Genomic DNA, 17,589 nt, shown 5'->3' with positions numbered 1-17,589 from the left:
ACTGGCATTCACCAATTGAGATCTTTTTGCTTAATCTGCGCCAATAGATTTGTTCAAGTTATTTCTTGCAATCTGCCTTATCTTAATCTTGATCCTAAAATTATTGCGACTGATTTGGTCATGAATGAACGATTGGAACAAAAAGAGAGTGAGAAAAAACTCCGAAAATCAGCTTGCGACCGATTTTCAGAGTTTGTCTTCGCACCTCCGCAAGGGTGGCTAGGTCGGTCAAATGCTGATTTATCAGCATTTGAACTGCCAGCCAGCTACTGCGCTGAGGCATTGTTATCCATAAAATAGTTAAGAAGTGGGGCTAATTCTCAGTCTCTATTGTTAATGTTTCAAAATATCTTCAATTAGCTGTGGCTGCAGTCGATGATTGTGACTTGGATTGGAACGCTGATTGACGACACTGACCAGTGCCAGCATAGAGCCAACCAGTGAGCTCTTTTTACGATAGACGGTGTAGCGTGACAGCCAGAGATCGGCATACTTTTCCTTATAATTACGCAGACCTTGGAAGCTATAGAGCCGGTAGCCATATTCGTAGATAAAGTGGGCAGCTTTTTCTTCAATAAAGCTGAACTGTGATTCACCAACGTTGCTTAGTGGTGCCATTCCTAAATCGAAGTATTCGTAGCCGGTCTTTTGTCCATACAAGAACAGATTGACAAAGATCATGTCCATAATGCCAGATGGCGCCAGGTCGCGATCATGACGCATTAAATCGATGGTAAGAATCTTTTTGCCGCCAGTTGGCATAAGCGTTGCAAAGGCCACGATCTTTTGTTCTTGATTCCTAACGATGGCAATTGGAGCCTGCTGCAGATAATATTCATCAAAAAAGCCCAGTGAAAAGCCTTTTTCAACCTGCTTGCCCAGCCAGCTGTCAGAAACATGTTTGAGCTCTTTGATCAGCTCGTTATCAAATGGTGGTTCCAAGACGTCAAACGTATAGCCTTCTCGCTCAAATTTATGCATCAAGGCACGCTGAGAACGTTGGCGCTTACCGGCAAGCGTAAAGTCGGCCAATTTAAGCAGACCGTCCTCACCGGTTTTAAGAAAGTCAAAACCAAATTCGTGCAAAAGCATCGTTGTTGATTGACCAACTTCATAAAATACCAGCTGGTAGCCATAGCGATCAGCCTCAATGATAAACCGTCGCAAAGCATCATTCAGTACGCTTTGATCGCCAACCGGTTCACCCATAACGATCAGCTTGTCGTATTTGCGCCGATACATGAAAAAGAGCCGGTCTTCTTTTTCAACTTGATAATAATAGAGATTCTTGTCGCGCAAAAACGCCAGATGACTGGTCTCATTGCCACCAAAACGTTCGATCAATTGCCGACAGCGCTTAGCATCAAACGAATGATAGCCGTTGAATGGATCATAGCCAATGGTAAAGTAGCGCAGAATGGCCAACATGACCAAAATTCCCAGGATCAGACCGATGAAACCAGAGAACCAGAGACTCTCACCAGGGAAGAACAGGAATTGCGGAATGTTATGATGTTCATAATAATTTGGCTCATTGACGATCCCTATAATAATGTAAAGAACGAACAGACCGACAAAGACGATTCCGTCATTAAAGGCCTTCCCAAGCGAATAGGCCATCTTTTCTCGATACAGTGCATGGCGCATGGTTAAAACCAAAATCAAAAGGATCAAAAGGTAGAAGGTCAGCCCCCAGGTTCCCAAATTCCACAGTGTATTGACCATTCCAATCAGCAAAAGAATCAATGATGGCCAATAAGCCTTCTTGAGCTTGGCCTGGACCCCACGTGCACAGGCTAGCATAGCAATAGCAAACAAAACCGTGCTCAGCTGATGCAAGAAGAAGAATGTAAAAGGATAGAAACGCTGCAAAAAGCGGTTATTTTCGGTTAGATCCGGCATTGAGGCATCAATCAGCATCAAGATCCCAGAAAAATACATAAATATGGTGATCAAGACATGCGCGCTTTGATGCCAGATCAGATTAGGCAAGCCATTAAAAAAGCGATTGATCTTCTGGCAAAAATGATATACAAACATTAAAACCCCAAAAATCAGCGGCACCAGATAATAGAAAACCCGGAAAAATACCAGCCAGACCAAGGCCGTTGAACGACTGACGCCCATCATAGACAATTCCATCAGCATGATGATGTCAAAAGAACCGATTGCCCCAGGCAGCATTGAGATAACTCCCAAAAGCTGAGCAACAACGTATAGGGGCAGTACGGACAAGAGATTGATTTTAACCCCTAAAAGCCAGCCAATCATTAAAAAGAAAAGTGCAACCAAAAGCCACTCACCAGTTGAACTGGCAACGATAAACAGTTCGAGCTTGGGGGTCAGATTTTTAAAAAAGCTGGAGTTTTTCAGCCGGGTAAAGATAAAGGCAACCGGGAAATACAGGCCGCCACCAATCAGCCAGACGATGTAACGATCGAAGCGATGACCATTTGGTACTAAGAACATGACTGCTAGAGCGAGCCAGCATAAGATCGACAAGCCAGACAAAAGAAAAATGGCGATTTTGGAGATGGCAAACAGAATCTGTTTTTTACTGGAATGCTTGCCATAAAAATAGGCTCTAAGCGTTGCGCCAAGCAGACCGCCAAAGCCGGCCACGTTGGTCAGGGTATTGGTAATCCAGCCGCTTCTGATGATATAGTGCTTAGAAAAATGCCCTGATAAAAAGTGGGTAATCGCAAAGTCATAGCCAAGCATGGGCACGATTGAGAGGCAGCCACCGATCAGCATCAAAAAAATATGAAGCGGTGACTGGCTGGACAGGCCAAGTCCAACGCGATTCCAGTCAACGTCTTTTAAAAAGTTGCCCAGTGCTGTGATGACAAAGATAATCACCGAGACAACAAACAGCAGTTTAAAGAGTTTGGCATAGTGTCGCCACCAATTTTTGATGCGCACAGATAGAGATGAGTTCATTTTTCAGAATCCTCACTTTTCGATTGTGTCAACCTGGCTGGTCCAATGGCCTGCCAGATTGGAATTCAACACTAATGATAGTAGATTGCCCATTCGGTAGCAAAAAATTTTTCAGTTAAAATGGTTTAATTTTGGCAGCTGCTATTGACGCCGAGTAAATCTTTTCGTATACTATTGATTGTTGTGAAATTGGTCCGTTGGTCTAGTTTTGGTTAGGACGCATCCCTGTCACGGATGAGATCACGAGTTCGAGTCTCGTACGGACCGCTATAGTTTTTGAAAGTTGAGATTTCGGTCTCAACTTTTTTTGTATGCCAATTTGGAGGGGAAAATGGAAAATACTTGGATTTATCGCGGTCAGGAACCAATCAAGATCAAAAAATTTCTGCAGACGCTTGGAATGGGGCATCGGATGTTTAATGACATCAAAAATGGTGCTGGTGAGTTTCAAGTTGATCATCGTATTGTACGACCGACAACCAAGATCTTGCCTAATCAGCCGCTAACAATTAAAGTTGCGCCAGAATTTCCCAATCCAGACGTTAAATCAAGCAATGGCACGTTGGATATTGTATTTGAAGATGCCAACTGGCTGGTTATCAGCAAGCCAGCCGGCCTAGCTTCAATTCCAGGGCCAACGACTGGAGATGATACGCTACTCAATCGCGTGACTGGATATCTGATACGCAACGATTCGCCAGACCAGCGACCACACCTGATTACACGGTTGGATCGCTACACCAGTGGCCTATTGCTGGTTGCTAAGCATCAGGTAGCCGTCAGCATGATCAGCCAACAGATTCAACAGCATAAAATGATTAAAGAATATCAAGCGATCGTTCAAGGCATTTTAACTAATGATCATGATATGATTGACGCCCCGATTGCTCGAGTTGAAGGTCGGGCTCAGCGTGAAATCAGTGCCGATGGTCAAAATGCCAGGACCGAATACTGGGTCGAGGCATGCGGTCAAAACTGGACGCTGGCCAGAGTGCGTCTGCATACTGGCCGCACCCACCAGATTCGCGTTCACTTCAGTCATCTCGGTCATCCACTGCTGGGTGATCATCTGTATGGTGGTGATGCCAGTCGCTTTGACCATCAGCTGCTTTGTGCTTCGCATATTGCGTTTGATGACCCATTTACCCTAAGGCACCTTGATTTTAAGATTGAGCTGCCAGCAACGTTTAAACAGGCAATGAACTGATAATTTATCCATGCGAAGACGTTCAAAAGTTCTATAATAAGGCTAATTAAGTTTTAGGAGGAATTTTTCATGGCTAAAGTTGAAAGTTTCACGCTGGATCATACCAAGGTAAAGGCACCTTATGTCCGTTTGATTACGGTTGAAGAAGGACCAAAAGGCGACGAGATCAGCAACTATGATCTGCGCTTGGTTCAGCCAAACGAAAATGCCATCCCAACGGCAGGACTGCACACGATTGAACACCTGCTGGCAGGGTTGTTACGGGACCGTTTGACGGGCGTCATTGACTGTTCGCCATTTGGCTGTCGGACTGGTTTCCATTTAATTACTTGGGGTGAGCACACCACGACCGAAGTTGCCAAGGCCTTGAAGTCCTCACTCGAAGAAATTGCCTACCAGATTAAGTGGGAAGACGTGCAGGGAACCACAGAAAAGAGCTGTGGCAATTACCGTGACCATTCACTGTTCTCAGCTAAGGAATGGAGCAAGAAGATTTTGGCTGAAGGCATTAGTGACCAGCCATTTGAACGCCATGTAGTTGACTAGACAATAAAAGAGGCTGGGAATTAACTCAACCTCTTAACTATTTTATGGATAATAATGCCTCAGCGCAGTAGCTGGCTGGCAGTTCAAACGCTGATAAATCAGCATTTGGCCAACCTAGCCATCCTTGCGGAGGTGCGAAGACAAACTCCGAAGATCGGTCGCAAGCTGATTTTCGGAGTTTTTTCTCACTCTCTTTTGTATATTCAGTCTTAATTTTGTAAGTTTGAGTATCGAATAATCGGCATTTGTCAGTTTGCTTGCGCGAGCATTTTCTTGATTAATTGAGCTTGAAACTGCTGTTGAGCCTGCTGGGCAATTTCCAGCTGTTGGGTAGTTGACAGCTGCGGATTCTTTTGCAGCGCACTTTGTAACTGAGCCTTAACGAACGCTTCTGCCTGTTGCTTTAGAGCGGTTTGAGCAGCTGCATTACTGGATTTCATCTGTTTTTTTAGCAGTTCAGCCTGATTGACGGTAAGCTTGACGTAGGTTTTTGGATACCTAAGCGTATTGGTACGTGAGATTAGATTGCCATCCATCTTGGAACCAGCAAACAATAAGCGATAGAATTTATTCTTAAAACGCCAGCGCGTCTCTTTGGTTGTTAGCGTTGCCTTGGTGTCGTTTGTCTTGACAACGCGGTTAGTAGTATATCCATCAGTTTGAGTATGCGTGATTTTTGCTGAGTCGTCATTAGTCCGATAAACGTAGACGTCGTCTTTACCAGAGGTACCAATCGGCTGGTAGAGGATGATCGGCAGCTGGCTGCTTGCTGAATAGACTTGCGTGGTTTTGGTCGTCGTAACCTTTTTCATGCCAAAATGATTATGAAAGTTGGTAGTAATCAGAACCGTTGAACCAACAAAGATAATGCCAGTAATCAAACCGGCGATTATTCGCGTACGCCGACTGGGAGCAAACATGATCGAGATAAAGAAGGCAATTGCACCCAGAAACATTAAAACAGTAATCATTTGGCACTGCCTCCTTTCTGCATATTGTCAGCATCATATCTGGCATTGATCTTGTTATGATTCTTCAATTTGGAGGATGCCAAAAGGCCGATAACGGCAAACGTGATGGCGACCCAGAAGGCTGCATGGTAGCCGTTTAGCGTGGCATCGATCATTTTGGCCTTGTATTGAATTGGAGAAGCCTTAAGCAGGGCATGTGATGGCTTTTGTGAATTGGTAACGTTGGTTAAAATTGAGATCAGAATTGCTGAGCCCATTGATGAAGCCACTTGACGGATCGTATTGTTGACGGCCGTGCCATGTGAGATCATCTCAAATGGCAGTGCGTTCATGCCTGAGGTCGTAACCGGCATCATAACCATTGAGATCCCGAATAGCCGCACGGCATATAAGAAAATTACGTCGAAAATAGGCGTCTCTCGGGTCAGAAAGGCAAATGGAATCGTCCCAATCGTTAAGATAAACATCCCAGTCATTACCAGTCGCTTAGCACCGTAACGGTCAAAAAGATCACCGGTAACCGGGCTCATCAATCCCATCATTAAAGCACCTAACAGCAATGACAGACCAGAATGAAAGGCCGACATGCCATGAACGATCTGCAGATAAAGCGGCAGTACCAGTTCAACGCCGACCATGGCAATCATGACAATCGAGCTGAGCAGTGTAGCCAAGGTAAATTCAGGCGTCTTAAAGACCTTAAAGTCCAAAAACGGGTTGGTCAGCTTGGTTTGACGCCAGACCAGCAGTGCAATCAAGATAGCACCAAAGATGATCGAAACCCAGACAACGGTGCTGGTCCAGCCTTTGTCGCCGACGGATGAAAAACCATACAAAACGCTACCAAAGCCCAGCGTGGAAATGACCAAAGACAGCCAGTCAAGCGTCGGATCGGTGTTTTTAAGTACGTTTTGCATCAAAAAGAAGCTGGCAATGATTACGACGGCCACGATTGGAATAATCATGCCAAAGAGTACCCGCCATGAGTAGTTGTCCACTACCCATCCGGAAAGAGAAGGACCTAGAGCTGGTGCCAGAGCAATCACCAGACCGTTAATTCCCATGGCGGCTCCACGCTTTTCAGGCGGGAAGATCGTCAGCATGATGTTTTGCATCAAGGGCATTGTAATTCCGACTGCGGTTGCTTGAATCAGTCGGCCACACAGTAAGGTACCAAAATTAGGGGCGAGAAAGGCGGTAATGGTCCCCAGTTCGAAAATCGACATTGCTGAGATATAGAGCCATTTTGAGTTGAATTTGTTGCTTAGATATGCCGAAACCGGAATCATGATCCCATTGACCATCATAAAACCGGTTGTCAGCCATTGAACGGTTGCCGTGCTGATGTCAAAAGCCTTCATCAGGGTTGGAAAAGCCGTGGCCAGAATAGTTTGATTCAAGACCGTACAAAAGCTTCCGACCAGCATTACCATTACCAAAAGATTGCGATGGTATGGCTTACCGTTGATATCGACTGCCATGTTTGCAGACAAGATAAAGCCTCCTTTTTTGATTGTTTATATTAAAAGCAGAGACTAATATAGAATAATCGGTTATCTTTGTCAATTTTTTTGATAAGGATCTCAGTAAATGATATATTAAACGAAAAGATGCCGAAAGGAAGAAAAAATGAGTGCCATAACAGAAGAGTTTCGTAAGATGTTCGTGCATGAAAAGCTGCTGATCAGTATGACTGAGCTTTCCCAGGCAGTTGGCGTCTCACCAAGTCAAATTCGCTATTGGGAGCGCAAGGGATATATTGCCTCAGAACAAGAACAGCAGCATAAAAGCCATAAATATTCGATGACAACACTGGTTCAGGTTGCTGGAATCAAATATTTTTTGGACGAAGGCTACACGCTGCCGGTTGCCGTTAAAAAACAAGAAGAACACTGTGATATGTCGCGTGCGCTTAAGCATTTCATTGCCGATCGCCTATTGGACTTTGAAAGGGCTGCCGACGGGGCAACCCTGATTAATCTAGGGCCCCTAGATGATGATCCCCAAAAAGAAATTGTTGCTAAAGTTAATGGTGCTGGACACGTTCAGCTGCTATTACGTGATCGGCAGTCAAGATAATCAGAAATTGATTTGTCATTTTGATTTAAATGACTGACGGCACAGTTGGCTTAAACCGAAGCGGCAAAAAAGTGATAAGCTAATAATGTACAGTATTTAAAAAGGGGACGAGTTCATGAGTGAAAATACTTTTGGCTTTAATGAACTGACCGATGCAGCACAAGACAATGCTTTGAAAACATTTGCCAAGTACTACGTCCGCCAGTACAAGCAGGATAATCTGGAGATCATCGATGCCTTGGCCAACGATGATGAGGCCGTGGCCATGATCAATCAAATCTTGGAGGAAAACAACTATCTGACAGAGGCCAAGTTGGCCGATATGAGTATTGCGATGGTCAAATCCTGCTATGTAAAAATTTTAAACGAACTGTCGGCACGTTTTGATAAAGACGGCGAACCGGTTGAATCCTGGGAAACCTGGATGCAATCAGAGCACGCCAAGCTGCCGCAAGAAGACTAGATCAACAAAGGGCTGGGAATTAACTCAACCTTTTAACTATGTATGGATAATAATGCCTCAGCGCAGTAGCTAGCTGGCAGTTCAAATGTTGATAAATCAGCATTTGACCGACCTAGCCATCCTTGCTGGGGTTCGAATACAAACTCCGAAAATCGGCCGCGAGCTGATTTTCGGAGTTTTTTCTCACTCTCTTTTATTTTTCCCAAAAGCGACTTACTACTAATGCCTTTTAGGATGTGTTAGAATAAACTAAGTTTTATTTGAACGGATAAATAATACGAGTTGCTCATTTTCAAATTCGGATGTGACGTCATTTTAAGACGGCGCTGTTTTGGCTTGCATTGATTTCTGAATTATGAAAATTGGCGAACATCAATCATATAAAGGAAAGAAAGGTATTATGCGCAAATTAAAAATCAAAAACAATGAAGTCGCTTTTTATGCCATGGGTGGCCTGGGCGAAATCGGTAAGAACATGTACTGTGTCCAGTTCCAAGATGAAATCATCATCATTGACTGTGGGGTGCTCTTCCCAGAAGATGAACTGCTTGGAGTCGACTATGTCATTCAAAACTATGACTATTTGGTAGAAAACAAGGACAAGATTAAAGGGATCTTTATTACGCACGGTCACGAAGACCACATTGGCGGCCTGCCATTCTTTTTACAAAAGGTTAATGCACCAATCTATGCTGGTCCATTTGCCATGTCTTTGATTCGTGGCAAGCTGGAGGAAAAGCATCTGTTAAAGAGCGCTGAACTGCACGAGATCAATGAGTTTGATACGGTGCACTTTAAAAAGCTGTGGGTCTCGTTTTTCAGAACGACGCACTCAATCCCGGATACGCTGGGGGTTGCCGTTCATACACCACAAGGTACGATCGTTCAGACTGGTGACTTTAAGTTTGACCTGACGCCGGTTGGTCATCTGCCAGGGCCAAACTTCCAACAGATGGCTAAGCTGGGTGAAGAAGGCGTGCTGCTTTTAACCTCGGACTCAACCAATGCAGAACGACCAGAATTCACCAAGTCCGAGCGCTGGGTTGATATTCATATTCGGCGCATCTTTGAACGCATCAAAGGTCGAATCATCTTTGCATCTTTTGCCTCTAATGTTTATCGTCTGCGAGAGGCCAGTGATGCAGCCTTAAAGCAGGGCCGTAAAATTGCCGTGTTTGGCCGCAGTATGGAAAATGCCATTACGGCTGGCCAGGAGCTGGGCTATCTGCATATTCCAGAAGATGCATTGATTGATCAAAATGATATTAACAGCTATCCGCCGGAAAAGGTCATGATTATGTGTACTGGATCGCAGGGTGAGCCAATGGCCGCATTGAGTCGCATTGCCAATGGTACGCACCGTCAGATTGCCATTCAGCCAGGCGATACGGTCGTCTTCTCATCCAACCCGATTCCCGGCAATACCACCAGCGTCAATGCGTTGATCAACAAGCTGGAAGAAGACGGTGCTGAGGTTATTCACGGCTACGTCAACAATATCCATACATCCGGTCACGGTGGTCAGGTTGACGAAGAACTGATGCTGCGTTTAATGAAGCCAAAGTTCTTTGCTCCAGTTCATGGTGAGTACCGGATGCAAAAGATTCATACCAAGCTGGCAGAATTAACCGGTGTCCCAGCTGATCACAGCTTCGTGTTGGCCAATGGTGATGTGCTGGCCTTAACCAAGGATACGTGTCGCGTTGCCGATCACATCGAAACGGCAAGCGACGTCTACATTGATGGTCGCGATGCCGGTGATACCGTGGGCAATCCGGAAATCCGAGAACGACGGATGCTTTCTGAAGAAGGGGTCGTAACCGCCATTGCCGTTGTTGATCTTAAGGACTATCAGATCGTTGCTGGCCCAGACATCGTTTCACGTGGCTTCGTCTACATGCATGAATCTCAAGAGCTGATCAAGGCTGCCAATCATGAAGTCTTCTGGGCAATCTTGAATACCTTTAAGAATCATCAGCACGTTGATCGGCGTGCGATTAACCGCACCATTGTCAGCCGCCTGCAAAAGCTGCTGTTTGAATGGACGGGTCGGCGCCCGGTCATCATTCCGATGGTTACGATTCTGAATGCTGATGAAGAAGGGCAAGGCAGTGATCTGCAGCATGAAGTGCACCGCAGTACCCGTCGTACCGGTACTCATCCAAAGTACAAGGTTAAAAACGATGTCACCAAGCAACATGAAGGCGACAGGTCACGGCCGCGACCACATCGTCGTAATCGACCAGCTGCCAAGAAAAATGAGCAGCCAGTCGCAGCAGAAAAATAACCGATTGATAAAAGTTCGTCTGCAAGACGGGCTTTTTATTTTTAAAATAACGCCGGCTTTTTTGATTCCAGGCTTAATCAATCGGCAACCCTCTGGTATTATGAAAGCTGTAATTATTTTTGTTTTCATTATTTAAGGAGGCTTTTTGATGTCAGGGAGAGACTATCTTCACATCTGGTATCAGGCCCAGTTGGTTGGCGCTTTAATTTTCTTGATTGCCGTTGCTTGGTGGAACGTCTTGATTATGGGACGCGGAATCCGGTTATTGGTATTCGTTTTGGCGCTGGTTGCCTTGGAGGGACTGATGATTACGGCTGCTACTCATGTACCGCGCTGGCTGCAGGTTGTCGATGTGCTTTTACAGACTATGCTGCAGCCAGTCATGCTGATCATGCTGTGGGGAACCGTCACCAGAGAGATCATCGTGCGGCTGCATCTGCCGGCACGGGGCGTAATTGCCGTAACACTGTTATACTATCTGATCATGTTTGCGCCGTTTGCCAGTGAGATTGGCGGTCAGATGGAAAACGTGGTCGCTCGCATCATCTTTTTAATCTATCTGTTTATGACAACGGTTATGATGATGCAGTACTTTTTACCCGATAAGTTTATTCAGCCACAGCTGTTTAAGGAGTTTATCGAAACCGGCTTTTGGGGTGCCTTGGCATTTTTTGTTTCGGTAACGGTTTTGATGCGAGCCTGGCATTTGTCATGGCCAGGTTTGATACCGACGTTTGGTACTGGCTGGAGCTGGTGGGTAATGAGCGTTCTGCTAGCTGTTTATGTAATTTATTTGGCATTTGATATTTTCCAAACCGGTTGGCTGCAGTTTGATTTTCACGTTCAATGGAATCGGCGTTTAGTCTTGACGGCTCTGGAAGCAGGAATTGCTGAAGAGACGCTTTGCCGTTTTGGAATTTTAGGCGCGCTGCTTTATGCCTGTCGTAATCTGACGCAGCGTGTACCGATTGCGATAGGTTTGAGCGCACTCTGTTTTGGACTGCTGCATCTGCCAAATGCTGCCGTGCAAAAATGGGACGTGACGATTCTGCAGATGATCTTTGCAATCGGTTTGGGACTTTATTTGGCCGTGGTCTATCTGTACACGGGACAATTATGGCTGACAATGCTGATGCACTTCTTTATCGATGCAGCGATCTTTTGTCTAACGCATCATGAAACGATCGTCGGCAGCACCAGCACGGCTGATTGGATTGTGCTGGCAATTGAGTTTCTGTATTTTGCCGGTATTGCCTTATGGATGATGTTTGGTAATCGGCGCGTGGTTATGGAACGGCATGCCGATCGCTTTACCGGTGATCATCAACATTTTGATTTCTCGTTTGATTTTAGAATGTGAAGTTTTGGTAAAGACCCTATATTAAATCATAAAAAAAGTTTATCATTATAAACAGCGATTTTTGAAAGGATGTTTAACTTAATGATAATTGAATTGATCAAGTCCTTTATTTTCGGGCTTGTGGAAGGGATCACCGAATGGCTGCCAATCAGCAGTACCGGACATATGATTTTGTTGGACCAGTTCGTTAAACTGGACGTGTCCAAATCGTTTTACAGCATGTTTGAGGTGGTCATCCAATTAGGTGCAATTATGGCTGTTGTCGTGATCTATTGGAAGCGCATCTGGCCATTCCACCACAGTCAGGCAGTAGGGATCGATGCGCCAAAGGGGATCTGGCGCTACATTGATAAAGATATTATGATCATGTGGGTCAAGATCTTTATCTCTTGTCTGCCAGCCGGGATCATCGGGGTTGCCTTTAACGATACCTTTGAACGGCTCTTTTATAACCCAGTCAGCGTTGCAATTGCCTTGATTGTTTTCGGGGTCGCCTTTATTTGGATCGAAACCGTTCACAAGGGTAAAAAGGCCAAGGCCAATTCAATTGCTGAGATCTCATACAACATGGCCATTATGATTGGCTTCTTCCAGCTGATTGCAGCGGTTTTCCCTGGTACCAGCCGTTCGGGGGCAACGATTGTCGGGGCCTTGCTGTTAGGGGTATCACGAACGGTTGCTGCTGAGTATACCTTCTTCTTGGCAATTCCAGTCATGTTTGGGGCGGCTTTGTTTAAGCTGCTCAAGTTCGGGCTGACTTTTACCTCGATGGAGTTTTGGATCATGGCAGTCGGTTTGATCACGGCATTTGTCTCATCAATCATTGTCATTAAGTTCTTGATGCACTACATCAAAAAGCACGACTTCAAGGTATTTGGGTGGTATCGGATTATCCTTGGCTTAATCGTCTTGCTTTATTTCCTGGTTTTGAAGTAATAAAAAGCACTGCTTGGGGCAATTAGCCTTATGCAGTGCCTTTTTAGTCAGAAAATATTGAGTGATTTCCTGGGAAATTGATTACATTTCCTCACCCATCTTACGGTAGGAATCCATACCGCCCAGCCAAAGCTTATTTATCGGTATGTGGCGCTCTTCAGCAAATGCCCGCATCAAAGTCATGTGATCCATCAGATGATAGTGCTTGTCGGGATCGTTTGGATCAATGACTTTCATTTGGGCCATCATTCCCCCGTCCTCATGTTCCAGAATATGACAATGGTACATAAAGACGCCCGGTACATCGAACCATACCTTGATTAAGACATGCTCGCTTGGATTGATGGCAATCGTATCTTTTAACCCCAATTCATTTGGATTTGGGGCATGACCATCGCGCGATACCGTGACAAAACCAGTTCCATGCATATGATATGGGTGAATCATACCTGGAGCATGGTTGGTGTTTTCAATATCCCAGAGCTGAACCTTGTGCATTGGCATTTGGTAGTCGATGCGATCCATCTTGAATTTTTTGCCATTCATGGCTACCGCCTCATCCATGCCATCTAAGGTTACATAATGAATCGGCATTTCTGGTGAAACGGCTGGATTAGGCGTCTCAAACAAGATGTCTGGCAGCTTGGTGTAATCCGGCTTGAATTCGTGAATCCGGAAGTGTAAAAGCGGTGTGTTATCGGAATAGAGCACAACCTCATCGCCAGGCTGATATTTACCAAAGTCAACGATGATTTCAGCCCGTTCTGCACATGTCAGCATCAGCTTGTTCATTTTTAATGGCTTTGGCAGCAATGAGAGATCACCGGCAATCTGAGTAAACGGTAGCTCATCACTAAAGTGCAGCCGCCATTCGCGACGATTGGCACCGTTTAAAAAGCGCAGTCTTACTTTTTGAGTAGTAACGTCAAAGTAAGGGTTGATCGTACCGTTGATCATTGGTGTTGGTCCCAAGATACCATCTGGATCATAGTCCTTTCGGTAATCCCATTGATTGTTTTCGTGAAAATGGCGATCCTGTAAGATTACGGGAATATCATCGATGCCGTAATTGCGTGGCAAGGGCAATTGGGATTCATGCTGATCTTGAACGATCGCGCCGCCAGCCAGTCCATGCCAGACCTGCTCGGCCGTTGATGGACAGGGATGGGCGTGCAGCCAGACGAAGGCCGCTGGCTGATGAATGGTAAATTCAACATCTCTGGTTTGGCCGGGATAAACCGGAGCATGACAGCCACCGTCTTCAATTGGTCCCGGAATTGCCAGTCCATGCCAGTGGAAGGTGGTGACTTCGGGCAGATCGTTGATGTAATGAATATGGACGGTCTGACCGTCTTTAAAGATCACGGTCTTGCCAAGTAGCGGCCCGTTGTAGCCCCAGGTTTTGGTCTTTTCGCCGGGCAGAAGCTGAATGGCACCAGTTTGTGCGGTGATTGTATAGTAGACATCGGTAGCGGTCTCTTGATCTGGTTTTAAAATCTCGGGGATCCGCAGCGGTTGTGCGGGAGCATCGGCAACCTTTAGCGGAATATATGCACGGTCATGATAGTCAAATGCAGCTTCATTGTAAAAGTAGTCTTGAATGAGTTCTTGGTCGTTCATGTCAATAACCTCCCTTAATTGAATACGTTTTCAAAAGTATTATACCGCAATTAGAAATTAATTAAACTGAATTAAACGATAGACGTTTTATATATCATTAAATAATATTTAGGTATGTCTAAAAAATTGAGTTTACAAAGCCGGCAAATGTAGTAACATAGACATAGATGAGTTAATGAACATCAGTCAGTACCGGCGAGTGGAGTCGGTTTTTATCTAAGAGAGGAGTCGTTAGTTTGTTCGACATTAAGCCAAAGAAATTCAAAAAGATTCTCGTCGGGGTTGACGATGCGCCTGACGCCCGGGCTGCTTTTTCATATGCCGTTGATAAGGCTAAGCGTGATGGATCCGAGATCGGAATCGTTTCAATTCTGGAGACTAATCGTGTCAACATCTACCAGGTGTTAGATAAAGACTACGTTCACAGTACGGAAGATGAACTGCGCAGCCGCCTAAACGACTACGTCCAGGCAGCCATCGACTATGGCGTAGATCCTAAAAAGATTACGGCCATTGTTGATCAAGGTGATCGTCCTGCTGAACGGATCTGCAATCACGTTATCCCTGAATTCAAGCCGGATCTGCTGATTATTGGCTCAATCGGCAAGAATGGCAATCGTAATACGGTTGGCTCTCAAGCCTCTTACATGGTTAAGCATTCTGGAACCTCCGTATTCGTTATTCGTACCGATGAGGTCAAGCATTACGAATAGTCAGCTGAGCAAAAATGTCGCTGCTGATCGTCAAAAGGCAAGACTAGTGCTGATTTTGGCACTGGCTTGCTTTTTATATTGTGATGTTGAAAAATAAAAAACTTGTTGGTTCTCGATTCTATGTTATAATGATTCTAAACTAAAACAAGAAAAGAGGACTGGCTAATGAAAAAGAAAATGTCGCTGGCACAAAAGATCAATGTGCTGCGAGCCAGTGTCATGGGTGCCAATGACGGCATCATTTCAGTTGCCGGGATCGTTATTGGGGTGGCGGCAGCGACCAGCAATCCCCATGCTATTTTAATTTCAGGACTTTCCGGCAGCTTGGCCGGAACGATTTCAATGTGTATGGGGGAATACGTTTCGGTTTCGACCGAAAAAGACTCGCAAAAAATGGCGTTGATTGAGGAAAAAGAACGCCTATCAGAAGACTATGATCGAGAATTTAATTATGTTAAAAATAAGTTCCTGGCCCAAGATATTGATCCGCAACTAGCTCAGCAGGCCACTGCAGAGCTGATGAGCGAAGATCCGCTGGTAACGGCTGTTCAAGAACGCTATGGCTTTAACTCCAAAGAATTTACCAGTCCTTATGCGGCAGCAATTGCTTCACTGATTGCTTTTCCATTGGGCTCGATTTTACCAATGGTTGCGGTGATGAGCTTTCCCCATGAGATTGCAATCATGGCGACAATTATTGCAGTTTTGATTGCGTTGATTATTACTGGTTATTTAGCGGCGGTATTGGGTAAGTCCGATCGTTTAAAGTCAGTGGTTCGCAACGTGGCATCCGGTTTATTGACGATGCTGGTAACGTATCTGATTGGTCAGCTTTTTGCACGTTGAAAGGGGTAGTTGATAATGGAACAAAATAAAAAGCCCAAACAGACGATGCAAGAAAAGCTCAATACGCTGCGAGCGGGTGTTCTGGGAGCCAACGATGGAATTTTGACCGTGGTTGGCGTGCTGGTCTCAGTGGCGGCGGCCACGACTGATCAGTTTACGATTTTTATTGCTGGTCTGTCGGATTTATTGGCCTGTGCCTTTTCCATGGCATCAGGTGAGTATGCATCGGTTTCGACGCAAAAGGATACCGAAAAATCGGCAGTTGCGCATGAAGAGTATCTGCTTAAGCATGATTTCCAAAGTGAAGTTATTGCGGTTCGCGATCACTACATGGAAAAAGGGGTCAGTGAGGCTACGGCCACGGCAATTGCCAAGGATTTGCTGAATAAAAAGCCGTTGCAGACGGTGGTGCGCGTTAAATATGATATTGAGCTGGGGCACTACCTGAATCCTTGGAACGCAGCCTTTTCATCACTGACGGCAGCTGCAGCTGGGGGACTTTTGCCATTGTTGGCCATGGTTTTGGCACCGGTTGCCTGGCGTTGGGAGGCAGTGATTCTAGCAGTAATCTTAACCAGTGCGCTGACTGGGTTTATCAGCTCCAAGTTGGGCAATGGTCTGGTTAAGATTGCCATCGTACGTAACATTATCATTGGGATCATTACCGTCATCATCCACTACTGCGTTGGTCGACTGTTTTAAATTTGATTGGTTAAAGCAATCCGGAATCTGAGGGTTTCGGACTTTTTTATCTGAATTTTGATGTAATCGACAGCTAAAAAGTCCTTGCCTCCAGATTGGAAGCAAGGACTTTTAACAGTTATTGGGCAGCCTGCACGCTCTTTCTTAACTGAACCATGTCTTCAAAACGATTGGTGAAAATGCCGGCAACGTTTTTTTCAAATAATTGCTGGGCTTCTTGATCATCGTTGACGGTCCAGATGCGCTGAGTAGCATTCGTAGCCTGGTAGTGGTGAGGATGGATGCCATGCAGATGTTCTTTTTTGATAAATTCTTGGGCTTTTGGTACGTCATTTTCGGTTAGCCAGTTATAGTCTTGTCTGTCATCAAGCTGCATGCAGTTCTTTAGCGTTTGCAGATTAAATGATGAATAGATTACGGGATGTACGAGTCGATGCTTTTTAACCAGCGGCATTACGATTTTTTCGATGTCTTGATAGGCAATGTTATCGGTCTTAAATTCCAGATTAATCCAGACATCTTGGTTTTCAAAAACGTCCAGCAGCTCATCTAAAGTAGGGATGGGCTCACCGTTGCCCAGCTTGAACTTACGCAGTTCAGCCAATGTGTAGTCAACAATGCGACCGGTTCCGTCAGTCGTTCGGTTGATGGTTTCATCATGCATAATCACGGGTATCTGATCTTTGGTCAGATGAACGTCAAATTCAACGCCATCAATCTGATGGGCAACCACATAGCGAAACCCGGCCAGTGAGTTTTCCGGGAACTTGGCTGGGTAGCCGCGGTGCCCAAAAATCTTGGTTTGGATGGCTTGATTTGATTGTGTATTCATTTTTTACCTCGGCAGATTGTAAAATTTAAGTTGAACATTTTAGTGGACAGAAAAACCCATAAAGGTCTTTAATGGTGTCGTCACAAC

The 17,589-nt window shown here is 45.2% G+C and carries 16 protein-coding genes and 1 tRNA gene; 12 read left to right on the top strand and 5 right to left on the bottom strand.

Translation table 11 applies throughout. The annotated features are described in order from the left end of the window. Positions 1–300, top strand: a 300-nt coding sequence (locus QOS03_RS08250) for a hypothetical protein (RefSeq protein WP_283576061.1), incomplete at its 5' end; no start/stop codon positions are given. Positions 301–333: 33 nt separating this feature from the next. On the opposite strand, the gene mprF is transcribed toward QOS03_RS08250, so the two are convergent. Then, complete coding sequence (gene mprF, locus QOS03_RS08245; RefSeq protein WP_283576060.1) at positions 334–2,940, bottom strand: bifunctional lysylphosphatidylglycerol flippase/synthetase MprF; 2,607 nt, start codon at positions 2,938–2,940, stop codon at positions 334–336. A gap of 191 nt (positions 2,941–3,131) precedes the next feature. Here mprF and QOS03_RS08240 point away from each other — a divergent pair. From QOS03_RS08240 to QOS03_RS08230, 3 genes are all read left to right on the top strand, one after another. Beyond that, positions 3,132–3,207: transfer RNA gene (locus tag QOS03_RS08240), tRNA-Asp, on the top strand. A 64-nt stretch (positions 3,208–3,271) separates the two neighbouring features. After that, positions 3,272–4,147 (top strand): RluA family pseudouridine synthase, encoded by an 876-nt coding sequence (locus tag QOS03_RS08235; protein WP_283576059.1) that lies wholly within the window; start codon positions 3,272–3,274, stop codon positions 4,145–4,147. A 69-nt stretch (positions 4,148–4,216) separates the two neighbouring features. Further along, positions 4,217–4,693 carry an S-ribosylhomocysteine lyase gene (locus QOS03_RS08230; RefSeq protein ID WP_283576058.1) on the top strand — a complete coding sequence of 159 codons (477 nt, stop codon included), beginning with the start codon at positions 4,217–4,219 and terminating at the stop codon, positions 4,691–4,693. Between the two features lie 248 nt (positions 4,694–4,941). Here QOS03_RS08230 and QOS03_RS08225 read toward each other — a convergent pair whose 3' ends face one another. Both QOS03_RS08225 and QOS03_RS08220 read right to left on the bottom strand, forming a co-directional pair. Then, positions 4,942–5,664: a DUF4811 domain-containing protein gene (locus QOS03_RS08225; RefSeq protein WP_283576057.1), complete on the bottom strand. Its 723-nt coding sequence runs from the start codon at positions 5,662–5,664 to the stop codon at positions 4,942–4,944. Beyond that, a complete protein-coding gene (locus tag QOS03_RS08220) occupies positions 5,661–7,145 on the bottom strand; it encodes an MDR family MFS transporter (protein ID WP_283576062.1) in 1,485 nt (494 codons plus the stop codon). The genes QOS03_RS08225 and QOS03_RS08220 overlap by 4 nt, the downstream gene beginning before the upstream one ends. Positions 7,146–7,293: 148 nt before the next feature. Here QOS03_RS08220 and QOS03_RS08215 point away from each other — a divergent pair, with 148 nt between their 5' ends. The 5 genes from QOS03_RS08215 (at position 7,294) to QOS03_RS08195 (ending at position 12,789) form a co-directional block, all read left to right on the top strand. Beyond that, on the top strand, positions 7,294–7,743 hold the full coding sequence (locus QOS03_RS08215) for a MerR family transcriptional regulator (protein WP_283576056.1): 450 nt from the start codon (positions 7,294–7,296) through the stop codon (positions 7,741–7,743). A 115-nt stretch (positions 7,744–7,858) separates the two neighbouring features. Further along, complete coding sequence (locus QOS03_RS08210; protein ID WP_283576055.1) at positions 7,859–8,206, top strand: DUF3368 domain-containing protein; 348 nt, start codon at positions 7,859–7,861, stop codon at positions 8,204–8,206. Between the two features lie 400 nt (positions 8,207–8,606). Then, entirely contained in the window at positions 8,607–10,493 is a 1,887-nt protein-coding gene (gene rnjA / locus QOS03_RS08205; RefSeq protein WP_283576054.1) for a ribonuclease J1, read from the top strand. Between the two features lie 148 nt (positions 10,494–10,641). After that, positions 10,642–11,853, top strand: a complete 1,212-nt coding sequence (locus tag QOS03_RS08200) for a CPBP family intramembrane glutamic endopeptidase (protein WP_283576053.1) — start codon at positions 10,642–10,644, stop codon at positions 11,851–11,853. 81 nt (positions 11,854–11,934) lie between these two features. After that, a complete protein-coding gene (locus QOS03_RS08195; protein WP_283576052.1) occupies positions 11,935–12,789 on the top strand; it encodes an undecaprenyl-diphosphate phosphatase in 855 nt (284 codons plus the stop codon). Between the two features lie 81 nt (positions 12,790–12,870). Here the strand turns inward: QOS03_RS08195 and QOS03_RS08190 are convergent, their stop codons facing one another. Then, on the bottom strand, positions 12,871–14,409 hold the full coding sequence (locus QOS03_RS08190) for a multicopper oxidase family protein (protein WP_283576051.1): 1,539 nt from the start codon (positions 14,407–14,409) through the stop codon (positions 12,871–12,873). Positions 14,410–14,645: 236 nt separating this feature from the next. Here QOS03_RS08190 and QOS03_RS08185 point away from each other — a divergent pair, with 236 nt between their 5' ends. The 3 genes from QOS03_RS08185 to QOS03_RS08175 all read left to right on the top strand — a co-directional run bounded on the left by QOS03_RS08185 (position 14,646) and on the right by QOS03_RS08175 (position 16,670). After that, a complete protein-coding gene (locus tag QOS03_RS08185; protein ID WP_272215303.1) occupies positions 14,646–15,122 on the top strand; it encodes a universal stress protein in 477 nt (158 codons plus the stop codon). Positions 15,123–15,287: 165 nt separating this feature from the next. After that, a complete protein-coding gene (locus QOS03_RS08180) occupies positions 15,288–15,968 on the top strand; it encodes a VIT1/CCC1 transporter family protein (protein WP_283576050.1) in 681 nt (226 codons plus the stop codon). 15 nt (positions 15,969–15,983) lie between these two features. Next, on the top strand, positions 15,984–16,670 hold the full coding sequence (locus tag QOS03_RS08175) for a VIT1/CCC1 transporter family protein (protein WP_283576049.1): 687 nt from the start codon (positions 15,984–15,986) through the stop codon (positions 16,668–16,670). Between the two features lie 118 nt (positions 16,671–16,788). Here QOS03_RS08175 and QOS03_RS08170 read toward each other — a convergent pair whose 3' ends face one another. Then, positions 16,789–17,502 (bottom strand): glycerophosphodiester phosphodiesterase, encoded by a 714-nt coding sequence (locus QOS03_RS08170; protein WP_283576048.1) that lies wholly within the window; start codon positions 17,500–17,502, stop codon positions 16,789–16,791. Positions 17,503–17,589: the final 87 nt, after the last annotated feature.

The sequence above is a fragment of the Limosilactobacillus pulli genome (genome assembly GCF_947381555.1).
GTDB classification, from domain to species: domain Bacteria; phylum Bacillota; class Bacilli; order Lactobacillales; family Lactobacillaceae; genus Limosilactobacillus; species Limosilactobacillus pulli.
Note: the sequence above shows the minus strand (reverse complement) of the source record. Positions and strands in the feature narration are given on the sequence as shown.

Excerpts from the sequence above, each read along its gene's own strand:
- QOS03_RS08220 (WP_283576062.1), bottom strand. The coding sequence starts at position 7,145 with ATGGCAGTCGATATCAACGGTAAGCCATACCATCGCAATCTTTTGGTA.
- QOS03_RS08200 (WP_283576053.1), top strand. The coding sequence starts at position 10,642 with ATGTCAGGGAGAGACTATCTTCACATCTGGTATCAGGCCCAGTTGGTT.
- QOS03_RS08195 (WP_283576052.1), top strand. The coding sequence starts at position 11,935 with ATGATAATTGAATTGATCAAGTCCTTTATTTTCGGGCTTGTGGAAGGG.
- QOS03_RS08235 (WP_283576059.1), top strand. The coding sequence starts at position 3,272 with ATGGAAAATACTTGGATTTATCGCGGTCAGGAACCAATCAAGATCAAA.
- QOS03_RS08225 (WP_283576057.1), bottom strand. The coding sequence starts at position 5,664 with ATGATTACTGTTTTAATGTTTCTGGGTGCAATTGCCTTCTTTATCTCG.
- QOS03_RS08175 (WP_283576049.1), top strand. The coding sequence starts at position 15,984 with ATGGAACAAAATAAAAAGCCCAAACAGACGATGCAAGAAAAGCTCAAT.
- QOS03_RS08180 (WP_283576050.1), top strand. The coding sequence starts at position 15,288 with ATGAAAAAGAAAATGTCGCTGGCACAAAAGATCAATGTGCTGCGAGCC.
- QOS03_RS08190 (WP_283576051.1), bottom strand. The coding sequence starts at position 14,409 with ATGAACGACCAAGAACTCATTCAAGACTACTTTTACAATGAAGCTGCA.
- rnjA (WP_283576054.1), top strand. The coding sequence starts at position 8,607 with ATGCGCAAATTAAAAATCAAAAACAATGAAGTCGCTTTTTATGCCATG.
- QOS03_RS08210 (WP_283576055.1), top strand. The coding sequence starts at position 7,859 with ATGAGTGAAAATACTTTTGGCTTTAATGAACTGACCGATGCAGCACAA.
- QOS03_RS08215 (WP_283576056.1), top strand. The coding sequence starts at position 7,294 with ATGAGTGCCATAACAGAAGAGTTTCGTAAGATGTTCGTGCATGAAAAG.
- mprF (WP_283576060.1), bottom strand. The coding sequence starts at position 2,940 with ATGAACTCATCTCTATCTGTGCGCATCAAAAATTGGTGGCGACACTAT.
- QOS03_RS08230 (WP_283576058.1), top strand. The coding sequence starts at position 4,217 with ATGGCTAAAGTTGAAAGTTTCACGCTGGATCATACCAAGGTAAAGGCA.
- QOS03_RS08170 (WP_283576048.1), bottom strand. The coding sequence starts at position 17,502 with ATGAATACACAATCAAATCAAGCCATCCAAACCAAGATTTTTGGGCAC.